The following is a 20,199-nucleotide window of genomic DNA, read 5'->3' as shown; positions in this document are numbered from 1 at the left end:
CGGTCTAGTTGCCGATGCCATCGGCGTTGACGACTCGCACCACCTCGGCAAGCGTGAGGCTGTGCGACTATCCGCAACGGCCGATGACCCGTCAGCAAACATCGCCCAATGAACGTCCGCTGCACTTTGTGAAAAGCTATTGATGCCTCTACGTACCGGAAGTCCGCTGAGGGTCTACCGGAGTCAACCGTGTTAGAGCGCGGTGCGGTCATGAACGCCCTTGGCGTCGAACCTCCAAACAGCGTTCGAACATCGGCATTGCCATAAAGAGCCGACAGTTGCGGCGCGGGCAGGCCAGGGCTAATGGTGATAGTCGGAAGGGGCGTGTTATTGTCGGGCAATGCCCTGTCCAGCCACGATACGGGGAACCTGCCCGAAAGCGTTGAAAACAGGACTTAGCTATTACCGCCCCGAACGTTGTGGAGTCGACCTACATGAACCAGATCAATTCTGTGATACCGGATACCGACTTTGGACGCTACTTGGCCTCGGTAACTGAGCGAGATATCGACCTGCTGCTGTTGGAGGAATTCCACGTCAATAACGACTTCGTCGCATGGTTCTGTGGCAAGATTGACTTGCACAACGTCACTGCAGCGGGGGCGTGGCACAGTCTTTCCGACACGGACGGTGAGAGTGACCTGGTCCTCCGCGTGTTACAAGAAGAGCGCCGCATCGGCATTCTCATCGAAAACAAAGTCAACGCTCCGGCTCAATACAGACAAGCGGAACGCTATCATCTGCGCGGAAAACGGCTCGTAGATGAAGGAAAACTTGACAGTTACAGAACCGTTATCTGTGCACCTCAATGCTATATCAGTCCTCCGCTCCAAGAGAATGACTATCAGCACCGTATCTTGTACGAGACTATCGAAACCTGGTTTAGGGAACAACAAGGACAAGGGCGACGCGCGATATGGCGGCGCTACGTTATGCTGGCCGCGATAGATCAGGGGCGACGCGGCTACACGATGGCAGTCAACCCCGCTATTACTAAATTCCACCTGGATTATTGGGAACATCTCAGATTGCGGCACCCCAAAATTCAGATGGCACGTCCGCAAGGTCGCGGGAACGGATCGACCTGGATCGTGTTGAAAGGAATTGGCTTCCCAAGGGGTGTGAAGTTAAGTCACAAATTTGATCAACAGGTGATGGAGCTCGGTTTCGAGAAGCGCACGGTCGACGAGATCCTGGCTGTGAAGTCGGACTGGCCAGATGACATCCATCCCGTGCAAAAGGGCGGAACAACTTCGTTGGCGATCGACATACCGGCGATCGATATGACCCTCGACTTTGGCGCGCAGACGACTGGCGTCGAAAAGGCGTTGGAGTCTGCTTATAGACTGATGCCGTACGCTTCACTTTTTACGTAGCAGTCGACTTCGCAATAGTCCGTATCTGCTCTAAACGGGACACACGGAAGTGGGGCTGTCGAGAGTCGGTTCAGGATCGAAAGTGCGCATTCGTTGAAACCGGTAACGGCCGTTCGTCTATGGCCTTCATCCAACGACTGGTCCGCATCGGTAGTTGGGTATATTCGTGCTGACACATCAACGGCAGCTAAGGCCAAACAAGCAGCCGTTGTCCAAGTTGGCCCACCAAGTTGCGAGCACATGAGAACGCACGTGGTGGCGCCAGCATCGCCTGTCGGCCTCTCACTTGGGCCGAGACCCGCGATTCATCGACCCACCCAAACCTATTTCCCCGCGGAGTACAAGAGCCTTCGAAGGCGGCCACGATAACGCGTCTTGCCGTGCTGGCACCAAGCGTGTCAGCTAACCTGGCCACTCCGTCTCCCACCGAAATAAATACGAGCAAGCCGATATCCCCACTCCATTCACCCCCCGCATAAACTGATTCCCCGAATGAATTTGCAACCCCAATCAAACATGGTCGAATATCGGGCGCCGCATCTCTCCCCAGTCGGCGGCCGCCCCACCCACGCATCTATTCAAAAAAGTAACCAAAGGCCCCCCATGAAACCCCTCCTCGCAACCCTAACGTTTGCACTACTCGCAGCATCATCCGCCAGTGCAAACGCGAAGGATTGGTCGACCGTACGCTTCGGTGTCGACGCGAGCTATCCGCCGTTCGAATCGAAAGCCGCCGACGGCAAGCTCGTCGGCTTCGACATCGATCTAGGCAACGAGATCTGCCGTCGCCTGAACGCAAATTGCGTGTGGGTCGAAAACGCCTTCGACGGGATGATTCCCGCGCTGAAGGGTCGTAAGTTCGACGGCGTGCTATCCACCATGTCGATGACGCCGGCACGTCAGGCGCAGATCGCTTTCTCGTCGAAGGTATTCCGTATCCCCACGCGCCTCGTCGCGAAGAAAGGCTCGACGATCACGCCCACGCCTGAAGCGCTGAAAGGCAAGCGAATCGGCGTCGAGCAGGGCTCGATCCAGGAAACCTATGCGAAGACCTACTGGGAACCGGCCGGCGCAGCGATCGTGTCTTACCAGGATCAGGATCTCGTGTACTCGGACCTGATCGCCGGCCGCATCGACGCGTCGCTGCAGAACGCCGTGCAGGCTAACGTCGGGTTCCTGCGCACGCCGCGGGGCAAGGACTTCGCATTCGCCGGCAATCCGCTTTACGACGCGAAGACGCTGGGAAGCGGTACAGCGATCGGCTTGCGCAAGGAAGACACCGACCTGAAGGCGAAGATCGACAAGGCGATCGCCGACACGCGCGCGGATGGAACATACGACAAGATCGCGAAAAAGTACTTCGACTTCGACGTCTACGGGCAGTGAAAACGGCCGGACCAATGCGCGCGACCGCGAGGTATGGCGGTCTCTCGCGATTGTCTAACCAGATCGGTCAGTTGATTAAAGCGAACTCAACACGAGCCTTAATACTTTTCCGTCAGTTCTATATCGATACAAATTGGAAGGCCGCGCGCACGGGCAACGCTAACATGAGCGTTTTGCCCCTCCACTTCCCCGCGTATCAAAGCGATGTCAGCCAAACTTCCACGCTTCGGCGTCTGGGCACTTGTGCACGGTAGCCGCGCCGCGTTGCAGGATCCCGCAGAACCCTATGATGCTTCCTGGGCCCGCAACAAGGCGCTCGTACTCGAGGCCGAGCGTCTCGGATACGACTCGGTGCTCGTCGCCCAGCACACGATCAATCCGCATGACCCTTCTCTCGATCAGCTCGAGGCGTGGACCGCATCGGCGGCATTGGCGGCGCTAACGTCACGCATCGAAATCATCACGGCGATCAAACCGTATCTCTATCACCCGGTCGTGCTCGCGAAGATGGCTCAGCAGATCGAGCACATCAGCGGCGGGCGCTTTGCAATCAACCTGGTGAATGCGTGGAATCGTCCGGAGCTCGAACGTGCGGGCATTGGCTTTCCCGAGCACGATGAACGTTACGCGTACGGCCGCGAATGGATCGAAGTCGTCGCCGCGCTGCTGCGCGGCGAAGCGCTGAATCATCACGGCGACAACTTTCATATCGACGAATATCAGTTGCGTCCCGCCGATCCGTTTCGCGCGCGTCCGCGCATCTATGTCGGCGGCGAGTCGGAACCGGCGCGCGAACTGGTGGCGGCGCACGGCGACGTGTGGTTCATCAACGGTCAGCCGCACGACGACGTAGCGCGTCTGATCGCCAATGTATCCGCTCGCGCGCGGCCCGCCGGGCAGGATGCGTTGCGTTTCGGTCTGTCGGCGTTCGTGATCGCACGTGAAACCCAGGCGCAGGCAGAGGCTCACCTCGCGCATCTGTTCGCACTGGCCGAGTTGGACAAGCCGCTGCGCGAACGGCAGAAGGCCAATATCGATCCGAAAACCGTGATGCACCAGACCTTCGCGCAATCGCCGCGTGTCGGTTCGAATGGCGGCACGGCTGCAGGGCTAGTCGGCGATTACGACACCGTCGCGCAGCGCGTTGCCGCGTTTCATCGGGCGGGCATCGAACTCTTCATGTTGCAGTTCCAGCCTTTCGAAGCGGACATGCGCATCTTTGCAGAAGAGGTCGTGCCGCGCGTTAAGCGGCTCCTTTCGAACTGAGCACAGCCGCACGCCCCGCATCATGCGGGGCCGTAGGGTATGTTCAGAAGAACGCACCAGTGGGCGGAAGCTGGCCGGTCAGCAGGTTCTGCCCAAGCAGCCGCTCCTTGTACAGGCGCGGATTGTGCGAAGCAATCACCTTGATGTTGCGCCAATGCCGGTCCAACGCGCCCACGCGTGACACGACCGAGCCCGATCCAAGATCGATCAGCCAGCTGGCGATCTGCGGAGCGAGATCGTCGATCACGACCTTGGCTTCCGCTGCGGCGAGCGTTGCGGCCAACGTGGTGTCATATTCGTCGGCCGTTCCATAGCTATCCCATGCTCGCTGAAGCGCTGACACAGCGCGATCGGCGGTTGCCTCGACGCTCGCCGCATAGGCGCGAATCCGGCCAAGCAGCGTTTGCAGCACCGGCTCGTCGGTGGGATGCGCGGCGTCGCCGTGATAGAAGTTGCGCCCGCGTGCGCGCAAAACTTCGACGGCGTCCAACGCTACCCGCCGCACAATGCCCGCGATGCAGTTGGTCAGATAGACCTGGTGGAAGGTGTATCCCCAAGGCGCTGCTTCGTCGGTTCGCGGCGGATCTGTCGGATAGACATGCGCCGCGGGCACGGTCACGGCATCAAACTTCGCCGTGCCTGAGCCCGTCAGGCGCTGGCCGAATCCCTGCCAGTCGTCATCGTTGCCGACGCCCTGGCCTCGCTCCAACACGTACTGCACGGTCTTCCCCTCACGGCTTTCCACCGCAAGGCCGACGAATGCGTCGTTGTAGAGGTTGCCGGTCGCGTACACCTTCACGCCTGAGCCGATATATACGCGCCGCGCTTCGTCCCATTCGAGCCGGCTTAGCACCTGGCTCGGACGCGCGCCGGCCGCCACGGCATCGGTCTCGGTGAAACTGAGGCCGACGGTTTTCTTCTTACTCGTCAGATCGAGAACGTGCGCATGGAACGGATGATCCCGGCGTCTGAGCGCCGCTTCCACTTGCCACAGATGATTGCGAAACGCGTGAGCGATGTTCGAATCCGCTGCCGCAACATCACGCGCTACGGTGAAAAGCTCGCTCAACGAAACGCCTCGTCCGCCGGCATCTGCCGGCTGGCGCAGCGCGCCGAAGCCGAGCTCCTTGAGCATCGCGATCTCCTCGTGCGGCAAACGGTGACTGCGTTCCCGCTCCGCTGCGATCGATGCGATATGGGCGATGGTTTCAGCAAACCCGAGTGTTTCTGACAATGGCGAGACAAGCGTGGTTCTCATGATATGTTTCATCAAACCTTGACGCTGTAATCCGCGACCTTGATTCGCGAGTTGATGATCTTGCGTTCCGCGAGCCAGTCGGCGGCGCGTTGGAACTGCGCGATGAATGCGGCGTCGTCGGGTTCGTGGAATTGATTCACGCGCTTCAGGCTCGTCAGATAGTCGCGCACCTGATCTGGATATTTGGCTTCCTTCTGCACGAGCTGTTCGGATTCGGCGGAATGCGCCGACTGCCACGCGCCTTCGACATAGTACGCATCGATTACCGCGCGAATCAGTTCCGAATTCTCTTCGGTAAATTTTCGGCGTGTCACGAGAGAGCTGTAATCGATCAGGAAATCGAGGTCGCGTCCTTCGTTGAAAATGTCCTTGGCGTTGTTGCTATAGCGCGCGATATCCACGGCCGGGGACCACATCGACCAGGCGTCGACCACGCCTTGCGCAAACGCCGGCGCGGCATCGGGCGGATTCAGGTAAACGAACTCGACCTTGCTACGGTCGATATGATTCTTCTCCAGTGCTGCAATCAGAAGGAATTCACCCAATCCCGACCGGTTGATCGCGACCTTGCGGCCCACGAGATCGGCAACCGAATTGATACCGCTTGTTTTCTTCACGATGATCGCAGTCGAGCGCGGCGAATAGATATCGAACGCATTGAACACGAGCGGTGAGCCGGCCAGCATCGCGGCCAATGCCGGCGTAGTCGATCCCCAGAAGCCGAAATCCGCGCTCCCGCCAACAACGGCCTGAATCGACGGCGCATGATTCGGGAACGGCCCGACCCATTCGACCTTGATGCCCTTTGCAGCCAGCGTCTTTTCGAACACACCGCGCTGCCTGGCAATGTCCGGCAGGCTACCGTATCCCCATCCGACGCGAACCGTATCGGTGTTGCGTGTCAGCTTGCGCGGCTCGGCCGCGCGAACGGGAAACAGGCTGCTGGCGGCGACGCCGGCCAGCAGGCCACCCGCCGCGCGCAACAGTTGGCGGCGGCTCAGTGAAGAATCGTTCATCCTTGTCAGGTCCTTGGAGTCATGCAGAAAAGCGCTCAGTGAGACTGAACGCCGAGCTCTTCGAGCAGGATCGGCCGCAGTGCCTGCGGCGTGTAGTTTTTGGGTTGGAAGGAAGCGGCGATGCGTCCCGAACGCATCACAAGAATCCTGTCGGCGAGCGTGAGCGCCTCATCCACGTCATGCGTCACGAGCAGCACGCCGGGGTGATGGCGCGCGACGAGCTCCTTGACGAGTCCGTGCATCTTGATCCGCGTGAGCGCGTCGAGCGCGGCGAACGGTTCGTCGAGCAACAGCAAGGCGGGATCGCGGACGAGACCGCGCGCCAATGCCACGCGTTGCGCCTGACCTCCGGAGAGGTTGCGCGGCCAGTCGTCTTCGCGGCCGGAAAGCCCGACTTCGGCCAACGCACGCGCCGCCCCCGCACGACCAATCGTCGTTTCATGACCGAGCACGACGTTCTCCCACAGCGTCGCCCAAGGCAGTAGCCGATGCTCCTGAAATACGACGGAAGGGCGTTCGGGTGCGCGAATCTGCCCGGCGTCGGGCTGATCGAGCCCGGCCAGCGCACGCAACAGCGTGGTCTTGCCACATCCGCTTTCCCCCAGTAGTGCAACGAATTCGCCTTCGCGGATATCGAGGTCCAGCGCATCGATAACGACACGGGTGCCGTAGCGGCGCTGCAAACCACGCACCGAAACGGCGAGCGGCGTGCGGTTCACTCGCTCTTCGGTGGCAGCCGGAACAGCGGCATCCTGGGGCAGTGCAAAATCAACGCTCACTTGCGCGCTCCTTTAGCGTAATTCGCGTGCCATGTGAGGAAATGCGCTTCAAGCAGCCGCACCAGCGCGTCCGCCACCACGCCGATGATCGCGTAGATGATGATGGTCAGCAGAATGACATTGGTCTGAAGGAATTCGCGGGCATCCATTGCCAGAAAGCCGATGCCTTTCGTCGTCGCGAGCGTTTCGGCAATGACGAGCGCGAGCCACGCGTGAGCAAGCGCATAACGCACGCCCGTGAGGATCGACGGCATGGCACCCGGCAGAATGATCCGGCGCACCACGGCGGGCCAGTCCAACCCGACAACCTTCGCGAGCTCCATCAGCTTCGGATCGATCTGCCGAATGCCGAGCATGGTGTTGATGTAGATGGGGAACAGTACCGCAAGCGCGACCAGAAAGATTTTTGCCACTTCGCCAACACCGAACCACACGATGACGAGCGGCAGCATGGCGAGGAAAGGAATTGCGCGCACCATCTGGATCGAGCGGTCCAGCAGCGCCTGCGCGAGCGGCGAGAAGCCGACCAGGACGCCGAGCGCGAGTCCGATTGTTCCGCCGATTGCAAAGCCCGCAGCCGCACGCAGCAGCGAAACGCCGAGGTGAACGAAGAGATCACCGTGCCTGGCCAGATCCAGCGCGGTTGCCGCGACGCTGCTCGGGGCGGGAAGAACCTGAGGAGCAATCAGTCCGACACGCGATGCAATTTGCCAAAACACCACCACCAGCGCTGGAACGATCCACGAAAGCCACCTATAGAGCGCGCCCTTCGAAACCCCCAGGTACAATCGGGTCGAAGCGACATAGCTATTGCGAGAATAAGTGACGTCAGCCATGTCGGTCCCAGATTAGCCTTGAAAAAGCACGGTTCCGAAACGGAGCCAGTACGGGTCAACACACCTCGGGGCAAATTCATTTTGCGCGGCGATCCAGGTAGCGAACATCTACCGGAAAAGGCAAAAGGCGGAGCCTCATAAAGGCGAGTTCGTTATTAAAGGCCGACCGGTATTGCAATGACAAACAGTTTTTTATGCTTTGCTTTTCAGTTCTGACGCATTGCTCGATGTTGGCGATACCTAACGCTTCACCACACAGTCGTTGCTGTAAGGTCTGCTGTCCGCGCGCGGCGGCTCACACAGGAGAATGCGTCTCTTCGTCAGGTTTACCGAACCATTGCGACGCGGCCTGAGCTGCCTCATGATCGTTAGGGGAAGCTGCACAGGCCCACGCGACGAAGCCATCAGGACGCACGAGCACCGCGCTCAAACCAAGCCGATCCTTGACGTCGCTTGCGACATACGTGATGCGGTCACTCCGGCGGCTCGCCAGTTCCTGAAGCGATGTGCGAGAGTCAAAGTCCAGCAATAAGCCTCTCCCCTTCGTGAAAAGCTCACCGAGCTTCGTCCCGTCGATCAGCTCGAAGTCGGGAGCGCTGCGGCCCACCAACGGGTGGCTGCTGCCAAGGTCGTAGCGCAGAGAAGTAGCCCAGACGCGCTCGGCGAAATAGGTAGCACCATCGCGGGTGTCGATGAGATCACGGATGATGGCTTCGAGCGCGCGCGAACTGCGGCTCGGCCGCATGATTGCGACCTGGGCGCGCGACCAGTCGAGAACCTGCGCTCCTACCGGATGCCGTTCGCTCGTATAGCTGTCGATCAAACCGGCGGGCGCGTCGCCACGGATGGTGGCAGCAAGCTTCCATCCGAGGTTCATTGCGTCACCCAGACCAAGGTTGAGGCCCTGGCCGCCTAGCGGGGAATGGATGTGCGCGGCATCGCCTGCGAGCAGCACGCGCCCTTTGCGGTAGGTCGTGGCGTGATAGGCGCGATCTGTCCACGTGGTGGCAAGCTGAAGGGCCGTCACGGTGACGTCGGTGTTAGAGATGTGGCGCAACACCGCCTGCACATGATCGAGCGTGACCGGCTGGGTTCGATGGAAAGCGCCCCCATCGAAATCGACCATCGCGATGGTTCCGGGCTTCTGATAGGTGTACATGCCCGTTGGCGTGTAGTGGCGGCCCGGTTTGAGCTTTTCCGGATCAGCCATCTCGACCTGAACGGAATAGCCGGTGAATTCGGGATCCGAGCCGACGAACTCAAAGCCGCCAGCTCTGCGCACTGTGCTGCGCCCGCCGTCACAACCGACGAGCCATCGTCCGCGAAAAATTTCTCCGCCGGCGTGAACGGTCACGCCCTCTTCCGACTGGTCGAAACCATCCACACTCAGGCCGCGCCTGATCTCCACCCCCAACGCCATTGCGCGCGCGGCCAATACGGATTCGAGGTACTCCATCTCGACCGCCATGCTGGTGCCGGCCGGACCTGGCAAGCGGTACTGCCACTTCGAGGTGTCGATGTTGTCGTAATAGAACTGGATGCCGGCGAAATGGCCGCCGGGGCGGCGTTGCTGTTGCATCCAATGTGCGGCATTCGGCACGCTGCTGCCCGAATCGTCTTTCGCGCGTTGGGGCGCGGCGATCTCGTTCAGCATACCGCGCCGGTAGAAGGCTTCGATGGTGGGTGCAGACAGGCCGCGCAATCCGAACGGAAGACGCTTCAACGGGGAGCCCGGATCCTCGGCTTGCTCAAGCACCAACACCGGCAGGCCCGCGAGGCGCAACTCACAGGCGAGAAACAGGCCGACGGGGCCGCCGCCGGCAATCACAACGTCATAGATCAAAGTGAAATTCCTTTAAGTGCCTTGATCGCTGCCGTGTGGTATCGAGAAAGCCTGTGGGCGGCCGCCGTCAGCACGGCTAGCTTTTATGCACGACCTCGAACGAATATCCGTCAGGATCAAATACATCGGCAGCGTAGTAGCCCGAATAATATTCCAGTCTCGCGCGAGGCGAAATATTATCTCTCGCGCCCGCCAGAATTGCGGCCTTGTAGAACTCATCGACCGTATTGTTATCTGGCGCCACGAACCCCCAATGGATTGCTCCGGGATCCGGCTTGCCCTGCTTCAACCAGAAGATCGCGCGCTGGCCGTCACCGAATCCCCACAGATCGGGATGACCGTTTTCTCCCTTATAGGGCATGAAGTATCTGATGTTAAGTGGCTTGAGTGCGGCGTCATAGAAAGCAAGCGAACGTTCTACATCGCTCACGGAAAGGATAATGTGGTCAAGCATGAGCACCCCCCGGACACTGTAGCTGGTGTTAGCCCATTCTACTTGTCCCACGCAATGTCTGGTTGACTGGGTTAAGCCAAACGAACATCAGCCGTAGCGACGAAGACGAATCGAGAATTCCCTCAGGGCGTCGATGCGACTCTGTTCAGCACGTCGGCACCACTCCTCCAACTGGCAGAGCAGTTGTTCGCGAGAACGGTTCGAGCGCTCCCAGATTGCCGCCAGATCTTCGCGCAATTCAACGTAGACCAGAAGCTTCGCGTGGTTGTCGCAGAGTTCTGTCGGCACCGGTTGACGCGCCCCGTCTTGCGCCGCCTGCCCGTCGCGAAACCATTTTCTTACGCCACGCATAAGCACGGCTCTCTCGCGCCGGCTCATGTGCTTCACGCGCGCAAGTTCCTGCCGGTACGCATGCTCAGCCGTTTGGGCATAACTTGCCATCACCTCGCAGCGATTTCGAAGCACGGCTTGCAGCGTCTCGTCGTCGAGTATCGACTTGCCTTCGACCAGATGCGGTCTGAGCGCCACTTTCCTGACCTTCGCCAGACCGAGCGCGGAAAGGACACAAATGTACATCCAGCCGACGTCGAACTCGTACCATCTGTTCGACATCTTTGCGGATGTTGCATATGCGTGGTGATTATTGTGAAGCTCTTCGCCGCCGATCAGAATGCCGATCGGAAACACGTTCGTGCTCGCATCAGGAGGACCGAAGTTGCGGTAACCCCAGAAATGGCCCAGCCCGTTGACCACGCCGCCTGCCCAGAAAGGAATCCACATCATCTGGATGGCCCACACCGACACGCCGACGACACCGAACAGCAAGATATCGATCACCATCAGCAAACTGACGCCGAGATCCGGATATTTTTCATAGACGTTCCGCTCCATCCAGTCGACCGGCGTGCCGTGGCCGAACCTGCGCAGTGTTTCACCGTTCTTCGCTTCGGTTCGATAGAGCTCGGCACCGCCCAGCAGCACTTTCCAGATGCCCCTGAATTGTGGACTGTGAGGGTCCTCTTGTGTTTCGCACTTCGCGTGGTGCTTGCGATGGACCGCCGCCCACTTGCCGGTCACTATTCCCGTTGTCATCCACAGCCAGAAGCGGAAAAAATGGCTGGCCAGAGGATGCAGGTCAAGCGCGCGGTGCGCCTGGCATCGGTGCAGGTAGACCGTCACACTGACGATGGTGATGTGCGTGGACACCAGTGTGGCCAGCACGATCTGCCACCATGAAAGGGCCAATAGGCCGTCTGAGAGAAATGCGAGTGAATGACTAAGCAAGTCGACCTTCTTTCTACAACGAGGTAGCGCCGATCCGGGAGCGTGTTACCACTAGCCTGAGGCCCCAGGCGGTCAGAGAGCGGACGCGCGCGGCATTGGATTCGGGTCGAACCGATTGCCACACATCGAGCGCGGCGAAAACAAAAGCGGTGGAAATGAACAATGTGAGTGGATTCATGCCGGTTGTCCTCCGAATGGGCGGCGGCGTGTGATCGCCGGCAAGGCTGGCATTGGCAATCCGGGCATGACTTTGCCGTCAGGCCACGTCTTTCAACGCCCGTCGCGTTCATGATGTCCAAAACCACATGACAAGTCGGTACGGTGCCGCACCGGTTGGCAATAAGTTATCGGCGCGGGATAGAGGTGATCAACGATGGACATCCTCGCCCAGATACCAGTCGGCAAGGAGCGCACGGAGCGCAGCACGGCGATCTGCCGGCCGACCACGGCGTGAGTTGCCGGCTAGGCATGAACGACAACCCAGCCAGCGGAGGGACGATTACGAATCAACGGATCCTTGAGATCAACGTCGTTTCATCTTGATCACGCGCGAAATCTGGCCGAGCGTAAAGCCGGTGTTCTGCACGTATTGTGCGTAGTCGCCCGGCGCGGTAAGCGATTTGTCCGTGACGTACTCGCCCATGTAACGAAACCGGTCAGTCGCCGTTCTGACAAATACAGGAAGCGGATCGGTCTGTCGCGCGAGCGTTCGGCCGGCCGCACGTGCTGCGGCACTGCTGTCGCAGACGATCACATCCGGCGCATGCGGGTTGAGATCCTGACGCAATCTCGCAGCAACGACCTTCCCGCCCTTCACCGGCAGGAATGCCTGTTTGCATCCTCCCGTCACACTATGAATCTCTTCCCGAGAATACTCTTTTCCAGCTTCAAACATGATTTTTCTCCCAAGAATGGCGCCTCGCTGTGGAGCAGCGGCGTCAAGCGGAGCGATGATATCGAGCAGCGCCTAAATCCTTCGTATAAAGCGCGAGCTTGCCGATAAAGAAAGCATGTCGGTTGAGCGGAATCACGAGCCATGCGCCAGAGATCACATGCGGTTGCATCCTGGGCTGCGCGCCTGGATATACCGCATTAACAGTACGCACCCTTCGGTTTTATAACTTCCTTATACGGTCGATGACAGAATCTCGAAATCGGAGAGCGAGGTTCCAGATGTTCTGGATGAGATGTCGTCAGTACAGGAAAATGGCAGCAGTGAATATCGAACATGCCGGTAGGAACAGAAGCGTAATCGTCGGCCGTCAGATCCAGCGCCGCTGGTGTCGGGGGCTTGTAGCTACTGCGAGTGTTTCTACGGTGCTGGCGATTGGCTCGGGGTTTACCACTGTCGGAGTCGCTATCTCCGTCGCCGCAATTTTGCCGTTCGCGTTCTTTTCGTAGACGGTTGCCGCAAGCGCTTGTAGGAATACGCCAAGGTGTACTGACGCCGCGAAACGCACGAAGTGTATGGATCGACCATACGCCGAGGATGTGTTTCTACGAGCGCTTGCGGCAGCGTTGCGCTACTCACTCGCGGCGAAGGAATCCGTAGCCCTGGCAGCGGTCCACGCCGCGAGCCGCCTGACTCCCGTTCGCCGGCATCATCGCGCAAGTTCCAGCACTCAATCCAGCCCGAATCGCCGCACAAACCAAGTTTTCATCAGATGCGTCAGCACGGCGTAACTCAGGAGGATCAGCACAAGGGCCGGCCAGTACGCCGACGGCAATGGAATGAAGCCCAGGAACGTGCCGAGCCACGTATAAGGTATGGCGATTCCCACGCCGGCGATGATGAGACTCGTCGCGATCAGCGCCGCACTTGCGCGACTCTGCAGGAATGGCACCTTCGAAGTCCGGATGATATGGATGATCAGCGTCTGGGTGAGCAGCGACTCCACGAACCAGCCCGTCTGGAACAGCGAAGGCTTGTCCCACGCGCCGAAGACATAAAGCATCATGAAGTAAGTCACATAATCAAAGATAGAACTGATCGGCCCGATCAGCAGCATGAACTTGACGATGTTGCCGATATCCCAGCGCCGCGGCACACGCAGGTACTCTTCGTCCACGTTGTCGGTGGGAATGGCGGTCTGCGAAAAGTCGTATAGCAGGTTGTTCGTGAGCACCTGGATCGGCGCCATTGGCAGGAACGGCAAGATGATGCTGGCGCCGAGCACGCTGAACATGTTCCCGAAGTTCGAACTGGCGCCCATCTTGATGTACTTGGTAATGTTGCCGAACACCTTGCGGCCTTCGAGCACGCCTTCGCCAAGAACGGCAAGGCTCTTCTCCAGCAGAATGATATCGGCGGACTCTTTGGCGATGTCGACCGCGCTATCAACGGAAATGCCGACGTCCGCAACCTTCAGCGCGGGCCCGTCGTTGATGCCGTCCCCCAGGAAACCGACGACATGTCCCTTCCGATGCAACGCGTCGATGATCGAGGCCTTTTGCGACGGCGATACTTTGGCAAAAACAGAAGCGGTTTCCGCCAGATCCGCCAACTGAGCGGGCGACAGTGTTTCGAGTTCCTTGCCAAGCACGACCCGGTCCACCGTGAGTCCAACCTCATGGCAGATCTTGCGGGTCACGATATCGTTGTCCCCGGTAAGAATCTTCACCTGCACGCCGCGCTCTTTCAACGTTGCGATCGCCGCCGCGGCCGTCTCCTTCGGTGGATCGAGAAACGCAATGTAGCCGAGCAATATCAGATCGGCCTCGTCGCCGACCGTATAGGTAGCCTGCTGCGGCGGCATCTCCTTATAGGCGACCGCGACGACCCGAAACCCGTCTGCATTGAGCGCAGCGGTGGCTTCTTTTGCCGCGGTGAAATTGCGTTCGTCGAGCGTGCCCATATCGCCGTTGATCACATAACGGGTGCACGCCGAGAAAATCTCCTCCACCGCCCCTTTGCAGATCAGGATGTGAGCACCGTCTCCCCGCGCGAGCACGACTGACATGCGGCGCCGCTCGAAATCGAACGGCATCTCGTCGATCTTGGTGTACTGCTCGTGTACCTTGAGTTGCTCATGAAGCTCCACATGCTTTAGCACGGCGACATCGAGCAGGTTCTTGAGACCCGATTGGTGCGCGCTGTTCAGATAGGCATATTCGAGCACCTGATCCGATTCGTCTCCGTGTAGATCCAGGTGGCGTTTGAGAATGATGCGGTCCTGCGTCAGCGTGCCGGTCTTGTCCGTGCAAAGAACATCCATCGCGCCAAAATTCTGGATCGCATTGATGCGTTTCACGATGACTTTCTTCCGCGACATCGCAATCGCACCCTTGGCGAGATTGACGGTCACGATCATCGGCAGCATCTCGGGCGTGAGTCCCACCGCCACCGCGACCGCGAAGAGCAACGCCTCGAACCAGTTACCTTTGGTCAGGCCATTAATGACGAATACGAGCGGAACCATCACCAGAATGAAAGCCATCATCAGCCAGGTGAATCGTGCAATGCCTTTGTCAAAGCTCGTCTCGACGCGTTGCGCGGCTATCAGGTCGGCGACGCGGCCGAAAGCCGTCCTGCCGCCCGTGAGCACAACGACACCGCAGCCGACACCGCTGACAACGGCACTGCCCATGAAACAGATATTCGGCAGGTCGAAATGCGTCTGCGCGGCGCCGCCGGAGGCATGCGCCACTTTCTCGAGCGGCATTGCCTCGCCGGTCAGTGTCGATTGATTGACGAACAGATCTCTCGCCGAGATCAGCCGCAGATCGGCGGGAATCATGTCGCCGGCCGACAACAGGACGACGTCGCCCGGCACGAGCTGCTCGATGGGAATGTCGACATGATCCGCTTCGGTTCCCGTTGTACGCCGGCGCACCGTGGCGGTCGTGCGCACCATCCGCCGCAGTGCATCCGCGGCTTTGTTCGAACGGTGCTCCTGAAGAAAACCGAGCGAAACGCTGAGCACGACCATCACCGCGATCATGATCGTGGCGCGTGAATCACCGAGGAAGTACGATGCGCCCGCCAGCGACAACAGCAGCAGGTTCAGCGGATTGACCGATCTGTTGGCGAGTTCACCGAGGATCGTGTGGCGCACTTCGTGAGCCACCTGATTGGAGCCGGTAGTACGTAAGCGCTCTGCTACCTCCTCGGCGGAGAGGCCGCTCGCCGCACTGTGCAGCCGCTGGAGCGCTTCGTCAGGTGAAACCCTCGCGAACTCGGTGAGCGTTTCGCTGCAGGTGGCCGACACGTGCACAGTGGCCGGCGACGGCGAACGTCGCAGCCAGGTCGTCAGGACCGGGATCATGGTGCGCATGCCATATTTGCCGTCGAGAAATATCATGGCCTGGTCGATCGGAAGTTGAACAACACCGGCGCCCTTCGTTTGCGGAAAAGGAGAGGTGAGGAAGAATTCTCGTGCGAATTCTTCCTCACCATCATGCACCCTGCACACGTCATATGCGGTTCTGCGGATGCTCGCGCAGGTCAATCGGCGCTCAGTTGACGTGTATCAACGAACGCTCCCGCGTGGCCACCGCTGTCAGGAAAGTGTCATATAGGCAGCCGAGACTGGGCGAGTTACCCAGACAACCGGCTGCCATGACGCAAAAGACCCAAGCAATCGCTGCAATGGGACAGCGCAGCCTGCTGCTGCCAGGCTGGATCAAGGCGGCGCTGTCTGCCAACGACCGCCTGAAGCTCTACCTGAGCGTGCTGCAGGTTGCATTCGCGCACGCTGAACATCCCGACCGCGAATTACCGGATCTGACTGCGGAACTTGTCGCCGCTCACGTCGACGCGCCCTGGCTTCGGGACATGCCGGCGAGCGCTTCGCTGGTCGACGGCACGCTGTTGTTGCCCGATCTCGCACGTCTCGTACAGCGTCTCGCCGAAGATCTGGAGACGATGGCGCGGCCGCTCCTTCAACCGGATGATCCGGCAAACGCGTTGCACACGCGTGTCCAGCACTGGCTGGACGAACTCGACACGCTGCGCGGCGAACGCCTTGGCCGCCCGCAATTGCAATCGCTGACGCGCGGCCAGCGAACCAATGGCGACGACAGCCTGCATTTGCTGGTGATGGACCTTCACCATGCGCTCAACCAGTTGGCGAGTACGCTCTCCAGCGAGGAGATCGACGGCGCGCACGTGTGGCAACTGCAACCGGCAGATCGCGCGCGCGTCGTCGCGTTCATGCGCGGGCTGAACCGCACGGCGCCGCTCAAATTCGACCATCCCGGGCTCGACACGGCCGCGACGCGTGACGGCGAGCGGCTGCTGGTGCAGAACGACATCGGCACCAATGATGTACATGTACTGGTCGTGCAGATCGAAGGCCTGACGATCACGCTGAGTTATTCGGATCTGCACCGGCCGCGCTTCGAGTTCTTCCAGGCGCTGCTGGTGCCTTATGGTGCGAAGTGGAGCGACCTGCAATCGAAGGTGAACGCCACGCTGAACGAAGGCGACGCCTACACGTTCGGCGTTGCACGCTTCGATTGCGCCGACGAGCGGGCGCTCGAAACCACGCTGGAAGGAATCGGATCACGCATCGTGTTCCTGATCGACTGGAACAGAGCCCGCAAGCGGCTGCTCTCGTTTGTCGACAAAGACCACGCCATCGAGGTCTTGCGCGAGGCAGTCCGGCTCGAAGCCGGCCACATGGCCTGGTTGAAGGCCGGTGGCGAAGAGCTCATCTACGCTGCCATGCAGGCCGTCGGTCAAGGGTCGTTTCGCATCGGCGACCGGCTCGACACGGTGCTTGGCGCGAACGATGCGCGAGCGTTCATGATCGAAGTGCTGCAGATGGCAAGCCACGCCCTGCTCAGCGGGCAACCCGTGGCGCTCGTCGCAGATCAGACGCGGTTGTTGCTCGCGCGGCGCGTGCACCAGCACAGCAGCGCGTTCGAACTGCTGGAGGAGCACGCAGGTTACTGCCATGCACTCGCGCAAGCGGTAAGCGACGGCCTGACGCACGACGTCATGTCCGCGCCGCCGGCGGGCGAGAACCCCGCGCAAGCACAGGCCGCCAGAGCCAAGGCATGGGAGCGGCAGGCGGACCATCTGGTGATGCGCGCGCGTGAGCAGGCGCAGCGTCAGCCTCGCTGGCAGCCGTTCAAGCACCTTCTCGAACTCTCCGACGACATCGCCGACGCACTCGAAGAAGCCGCGTTCCTGATGAGCCTGATCGCCGACGGTCATCAGCAAGGCTGGGACGGCAATGTTCACGAATCGCTGTCGCGCCTCGCACAAACCGTGCTGATGGCCACCCAGGAGCACGTCAAGTCGCTCGCTATTGCGCGCTGCCTCGGTAACGCAAGCGATACGATCGACAGCGATGCCTTTCTGGCCGCGTCGTGGAACGTGCTGCGTTCAGAGCGCCAGTGCGACGAACTGCTGCGCGCGGCACGCCGCGCCATTCTCGCCGTCGTACGCGACGCCGCCGCATTGATGCTCGCCCACGACCTCGCGAACACACTCGAACTGGCCTCGGATCGTCTGCTGGTGGCCGGTTACGCGTTGCGCGACGTCGCATTCGGTGAAACCGGAGCGAACACATGACAGCACTTCAACCTGACGCCGTTCAACTCTGGCCCGACGAGGTCTATCTGATCGGCTGCGACGGCGCACCGCGCGGCAATCCCGACCCGGCTGGCGCGTCGGCGGAAAAGGTCGGTTTCAAGGCCTACAACCTGCTGCGCATGGCTGAGCTCGACCTGCCGGTGCCGCCGGCTTTTGTGCTCGGCACGCACTACTGCCGCGATGCTCAGGCGCGCGAAACCGCGACTGCAAGCACGGTATGGGAACCCGGTCTGCACGAACTGGAACGCACCACCGGTCAGCGCTTCGGCGATGCACGCCAGCCGCTCCTGCTCTCGGTGCGCTCGGGCGCCCCCGTGTCCATGCCAGGAATGATGGATACGCTGCTTAACGTCGGCCTGTGCGATACCACGCTTGCCGGCATGCTCCGCCAGACCGGCAATCCCCGTCTGGTCTGGGACACTTATCGCAGGCTAGTTGCCAGCTACGGTGAACTGGTGGCCGGCGTGCCCTCGTCTATCTTCGAAGCGGAATACACCGCGTTCGCCGGGACACGCGACGAGCACGGACTCGATTTCGCCGAACTGCGCGAACTCACGCATCGTTGCCTCGCCGCCTATGAGCGCGCCGCCGGCCAGCCATTTCCGCAGGATCCGCAGGTTCAACTGGCGAATGCCATCGGCTCGGTGCTCGCAAGCTGGCAATCGGACAGGGCATGCGCTTACCGCAAACAGTGCGGTATCAGCGACGCAATCGGCACTGCCGTGACGGTGCAGACGATGGTGTTCGGCAATGCCGGCGGCCGTTCGGGCGCGGGCGTCGGATTTACGCGCGATCCGGTCAGCGGCGAGCCGAAGCTTTGGGTCGACTTCCTGTTCAACGCCCAAGGAGAAGATGTCGTATCGGGCCGGCGTAGCGCGCGCGGCCACGAAGAACTGGCCCAGGCGATGCCCGCGGTCTGGAAGGCATTGCAGGATGCCGCGACGCGACTCGAGCATGCGCTCGACGACATGCAGGACGTTGAGTTCACAGTGCAGGACGCGCGCCTGTACATGTTGCAGACGCGTAATGGCAAGCGCACGCCGCAGGCCGCCGCGCGGATCGCGCTGGATCTGCTCGACGAGGGCGTGATCAGTGCCGACGTGGCACGCGAGCGCACCGCCGCACTGAAACCCGCTGCATTGACACGCACGCGTATCGTGGCATCGGATGATCGCCCCTTGACGCCGCTCGCGCATGCCGCAAGTGCGAGCAACGGCGTCGCGGCAGGGGAAATCGCCTTCGACGAAGCACGCGCACGCACGCGCCATGCCGCCGGCGCATCGGTCGTGCTGGTGCGGCGCGACGCCGAGACCGACGACATCGCCGCGCTGGAAGTGGCGGCGGGTCTGCTCACGCAGCGCGGCGCACGCACCTCGCATGCGGCGGTTGTGGCACGGCAACTCGGCAAGGTCTGCCTTGTGGGCTGCACGGCGTTGCGCCTCGACGAGTCGGCACGCACGCTGCAATTGGGCGATACTGTCTTGCATGAGGGCGACGAAGTGACCCTCGACGGCAACGACGGTGCAATCTATGCGGGCACGGCACGCACGGTCGTCGAACCGATGAGCGAACTGCAGGCACGCCTTGAGCGGCTGCGCGCGCCGTAAGGCGGGCTGCGTGATTGGCGAAGCCGAAGCGATTGAGCGATTGGCGATAACGCCTTTTTCATCAACGGCGCCGCGCCCGACCGATAGCACCTTGACAAGAATCAAGGTTGAGCATTCCATCTGGTGAAACACTAACCCATGAAAGGCGAGATCTTTCGCCTGTGATCCAAAAAAGGAGTGTTGAATGTTCCCCGAATTTCGCGACCTGATTTCCCGCCTCAAAACCGAAGACGCTCATTTCTCGCGGCTCTTCGAACGTCACAATGAACTGGACCACCAGATCAGCAACATGGAAACGGGCGTTACCCCTTCCGACAACATCGCTATCGAAGCACTAAAGAAAGAAAAGCTTCAGCTCAAAGACGAGCTCTACGCTGTTCTGAAGAAAGCTTCCGCAGCGTAACCTGCGTTCCCCCGGTGATGAACTTGGACTTGCCCCTGCATGACCGGACATGCGGTCACGCTTAGGTTGGTGAATCTGCTCGCTGGCGAAACTCGCGTGGTGAGCAGTATTTCAGGGCGCTGTGCGGATGCGACTCGTTGTAGTGGTCAA

General features: G+C 60.3%; 15 protein-coding genes. 6 read left to right on the top strand and 9 right to left on the bottom strand.

Features of this window, described 5'->3' with window-relative positions; translation table 11 throughout:
- Positions 1-434 precede the first annotated feature (434 nt).
- The 3 genes from NE850_RS38025 (at position 435) to NE850_RS38015 (ending at position 4,028) form a co-directional block, all read left to right on the top strand.
- A complete protein-coding gene (locus NE850_RS38025; RefSeq protein ID WP_310700253.1) occupies positions 435-1,376 on the top strand; it encodes a hypothetical protein in 942 nt (313 codons plus the stop codon).
- A gap of 603 nt (positions 1,377-1,979) precedes the next feature.
- Positions 1,980-2,762: an ABC transporter substrate-binding protein gene (locus tag NE850_RS38020; RefSeq protein WP_310700252.1), complete on the top strand. Its 783-nt coding sequence runs from the start codon at positions 1,980-1,982 to the stop codon at positions 2,760-2,762.
- Between the two features lie 204 nt (positions 2,763-2,966).
- Positions 2,967-4,028: an LLM class flavin-dependent oxidoreductase gene (locus NE850_RS38015; protein WP_310700250.1), complete on the top strand. Its 1,062-nt coding sequence runs from the start codon at positions 2,967-2,969 to the stop codon at positions 4,026-4,028.
- A 43-nt stretch (positions 4,029-4,071) separates the two neighbouring features.
- Here NE850_RS38015 and NE850_RS38010 read toward each other — a convergent pair whose 3' ends face one another.
- From NE850_RS38010 to mgtA, 9 genes are all read right to left on the bottom strand, one after another.
- On the bottom strand, positions 4,072-5,286 hold the full coding sequence (locus NE850_RS38010) for an acyl-CoA dehydrogenase family protein (protein WP_232064290.1): 1,215 nt from the start codon (positions 5,284-5,286) through the stop codon (positions 4,072-4,074).
- 11 nt (positions 5,287-5,297) lie between these two features.
- Positions 5,298-6,302 (bottom strand): NrtA/SsuA/CpmA family ABC transporter substrate-binding protein, encoded by a 1,005-nt coding sequence (locus NE850_RS38005; protein WP_007176090.1) that lies wholly within the window; start codon positions 6,300-6,302, stop codon positions 5,298-5,300.
- A gap of 35 nt (positions 6,303-6,337) precedes the next feature.
- A complete protein-coding gene (locus NE850_RS38000; RefSeq protein WP_007176089.1) occupies positions 6,338-7,081 on the bottom strand; it encodes an ABC transporter ATP-binding protein in 744 nt (247 codons plus the stop codon).
- Complete coding sequence (locus NE850_RS37995; protein ID WP_007176088.1) at positions 7,078-7,917, bottom strand: ABC transporter permease subunit; 840 nt, start codon at positions 7,915-7,917, stop codon at positions 7,078-7,080. Before NE850_RS37995 ends, NE850_RS38000 begins: the two co-directional genes overlap by 4 nt.
- 295 nt (positions 7,918-8,212) lie before the next feature.
- Complete coding sequence (locus NE850_RS37990) at positions 8,213-9,760, bottom strand: FAD-dependent monooxygenase (protein WP_165187706.1); 1,548 nt, start codon at positions 9,758-9,760, stop codon at positions 8,213-8,215.
- A gap of 76 nt (positions 9,761-9,836) precedes the next feature.
- Positions 9,837-10,214 carry a VOC family protein gene (locus NE850_RS37985; RefSeq protein ID WP_165187704.1) on the bottom strand — a complete coding sequence of 126 codons (378 nt, stop codon included), beginning with the start codon at positions 10,212-10,214 and terminating at the stop codon, positions 9,837-9,839.
- An 87-nt stretch (positions 10,215-10,301) separates the two neighbouring features.
- Positions 10,302-11,498 (bottom strand): fatty acid desaturase, encoded by a 1,197-nt coding sequence (locus NE850_RS37980; RefSeq protein ID WP_007176085.1) that lies wholly within the window; start codon positions 11,496-11,498, stop codon positions 10,302-10,304.
- Between the two features lie 523 nt (positions 11,499-12,021).
- Positions 12,022-12,393, bottom strand: a complete 372-nt coding sequence (locus tag NE850_RS37975) for a hypothetical protein (RefSeq protein WP_007176083.1) — start codon at positions 12,391-12,393, stop codon at positions 12,022-12,024.
- A 727-nt stretch (positions 12,394-13,120) separates the two neighbouring features.
- Positions 13,121-15,799: a magnesium-translocating P-type ATPase gene (gene mgtA, locus NE850_RS37970; protein ID WP_007176081.1), complete on the bottom strand. Its 2,679-nt coding sequence runs from the start codon at positions 15,797-15,799 to the stop codon at positions 13,121-13,123.
- Between the two features lie 257 nt (positions 15,800-16,056).
- On the opposite strand from mgtA, the gene NE850_RS37965 reads away from it, so the two are divergent.
- The 3 genes from NE850_RS37965 (at position 16,057) to NE850_RS37955 (ending at position 20,049) form a co-directional block, all read left to right on the top strand.
- The gene (locus NE850_RS37965; protein ID WP_165187702.1) at positions 16,057-18,018 is read left to right on the top strand and encodes a phosphate transport regulator; all 1,962 of its coding nucleotides are present in this window, start codon (positions 16,057-16,059) and stop codon (positions 18,016-18,018) included.
- Positions 18,015-19,646, top strand: a complete 1,632-nt coding sequence (locus NE850_RS37960) for a PEP/pyruvate-binding domain-containing protein (RefSeq protein WP_165187700.1) — start codon at positions 18,015-18,017, stop codon at positions 19,644-19,646. The genes NE850_RS37965 and NE850_RS37960 overlap by 4 nt, the downstream gene beginning before the upstream one ends.
- Before the next feature lie 184 nt (positions 19,647-19,830).
- The gene (locus NE850_RS37955; RefSeq protein WP_007176078.1) at positions 19,831-20,049 is read left to right on the top strand and encodes a YdcH family protein; all 219 of its coding nucleotides are present in this window, start codon (positions 19,831-19,833) and stop codon (positions 20,047-20,049) included.
- Positions 20,050-20,199 lie beyond the last annotated feature (150 nt).

The organism is Paraburkholderia sp. USG1 (assembly GCF_031570135.1).
Classification (GTDB): Bacteria; Pseudomonadota; Gammaproteobacteria; order Burkholderiales; family Burkholderiaceae; genus Paraburkholderia; species Paraburkholderia dioscoreae.
This window is presented reverse-complemented; position numbering and strand designations above follow the sequence as displayed.

Bases quoted from the DNA above. Each gene is read 5' to 3' on its own strand.
- NE850_RS37955 (WP_007176078.1), top strand. From the start codon at position 19,831: ATGTTCCCCGAATTTCGCGACCTGATTTCCCGCCTCAAAACCGAAGAC.
- NE850_RS38005 (WP_007176090.1), bottom strand. From the start codon at position 6,302: ATGAACGATTCTTCACTGAGCCGCCGCCAACTGTTGCGCGCGGCGGGT.
- NE850_RS38010 (WP_232064290.1), bottom strand. From the start codon at position 5,286: ATGAGAACCACGCTTGTCTCGCCATTGTCAGAAACACTCGGGTTTGCT.
- NE850_RS38020 (WP_310700252.1), top strand. From the start codon at position 1,980: ATGAAACCCCTCCTCGCAACCCTAACGTTTGCACTACTCGCAGCATCA.
- mgtA (WP_007176081.1), bottom strand. From the start codon at position 15,799: ATGATATTTCTCGACGGCAAATATGGCATGCGCACCATGATCCCGGTC.
- NE850_RS37985 (WP_165187704.1), bottom strand. From the start codon at position 10,214: ATGCTTGACCACATTATCCTTTCCGTGAGCGATGTAGAACGTTCGCTT.
- NE850_RS37995 (WP_007176088.1), bottom strand. From the start codon at position 7,917: ATGGCTGACGTCACTTATTCTCGCAATAGCTATGTCGCTTCGACCCGA.
- NE850_RS37960 (WP_165187700.1), top strand. From the start codon at position 18,015: ATGACAGCACTTCAACCTGACGCCGTTCAACTCTGGCCCGACGAGGTC.
- NE850_RS38015 (WP_310700250.1), top strand. From the start codon at position 2,967: ATGTCAGCCAAACTTCCACGCTTCGGCGTCTGGGCACTTGTGCACGGT.
- NE850_RS38025 (WP_310700253.1), top strand. From the start codon at position 435: ATGAACCAGATCAATTCTGTGATACCGGATACCGACTTTGGACGCTAC.
- NE850_RS37975 (WP_007176083.1), bottom strand. From the start codon at position 12,393: ATGTTTGAAGCTGGAAAAGAGTATTCTCGGGAAGAGATTCATAGTGTG.
- NE850_RS37965 (WP_165187702.1), top strand. From the start codon at position 16,057: ATGACGCAAAAGACCCAAGCAATCGCTGCAATGGGACAGCGCAGCCTG.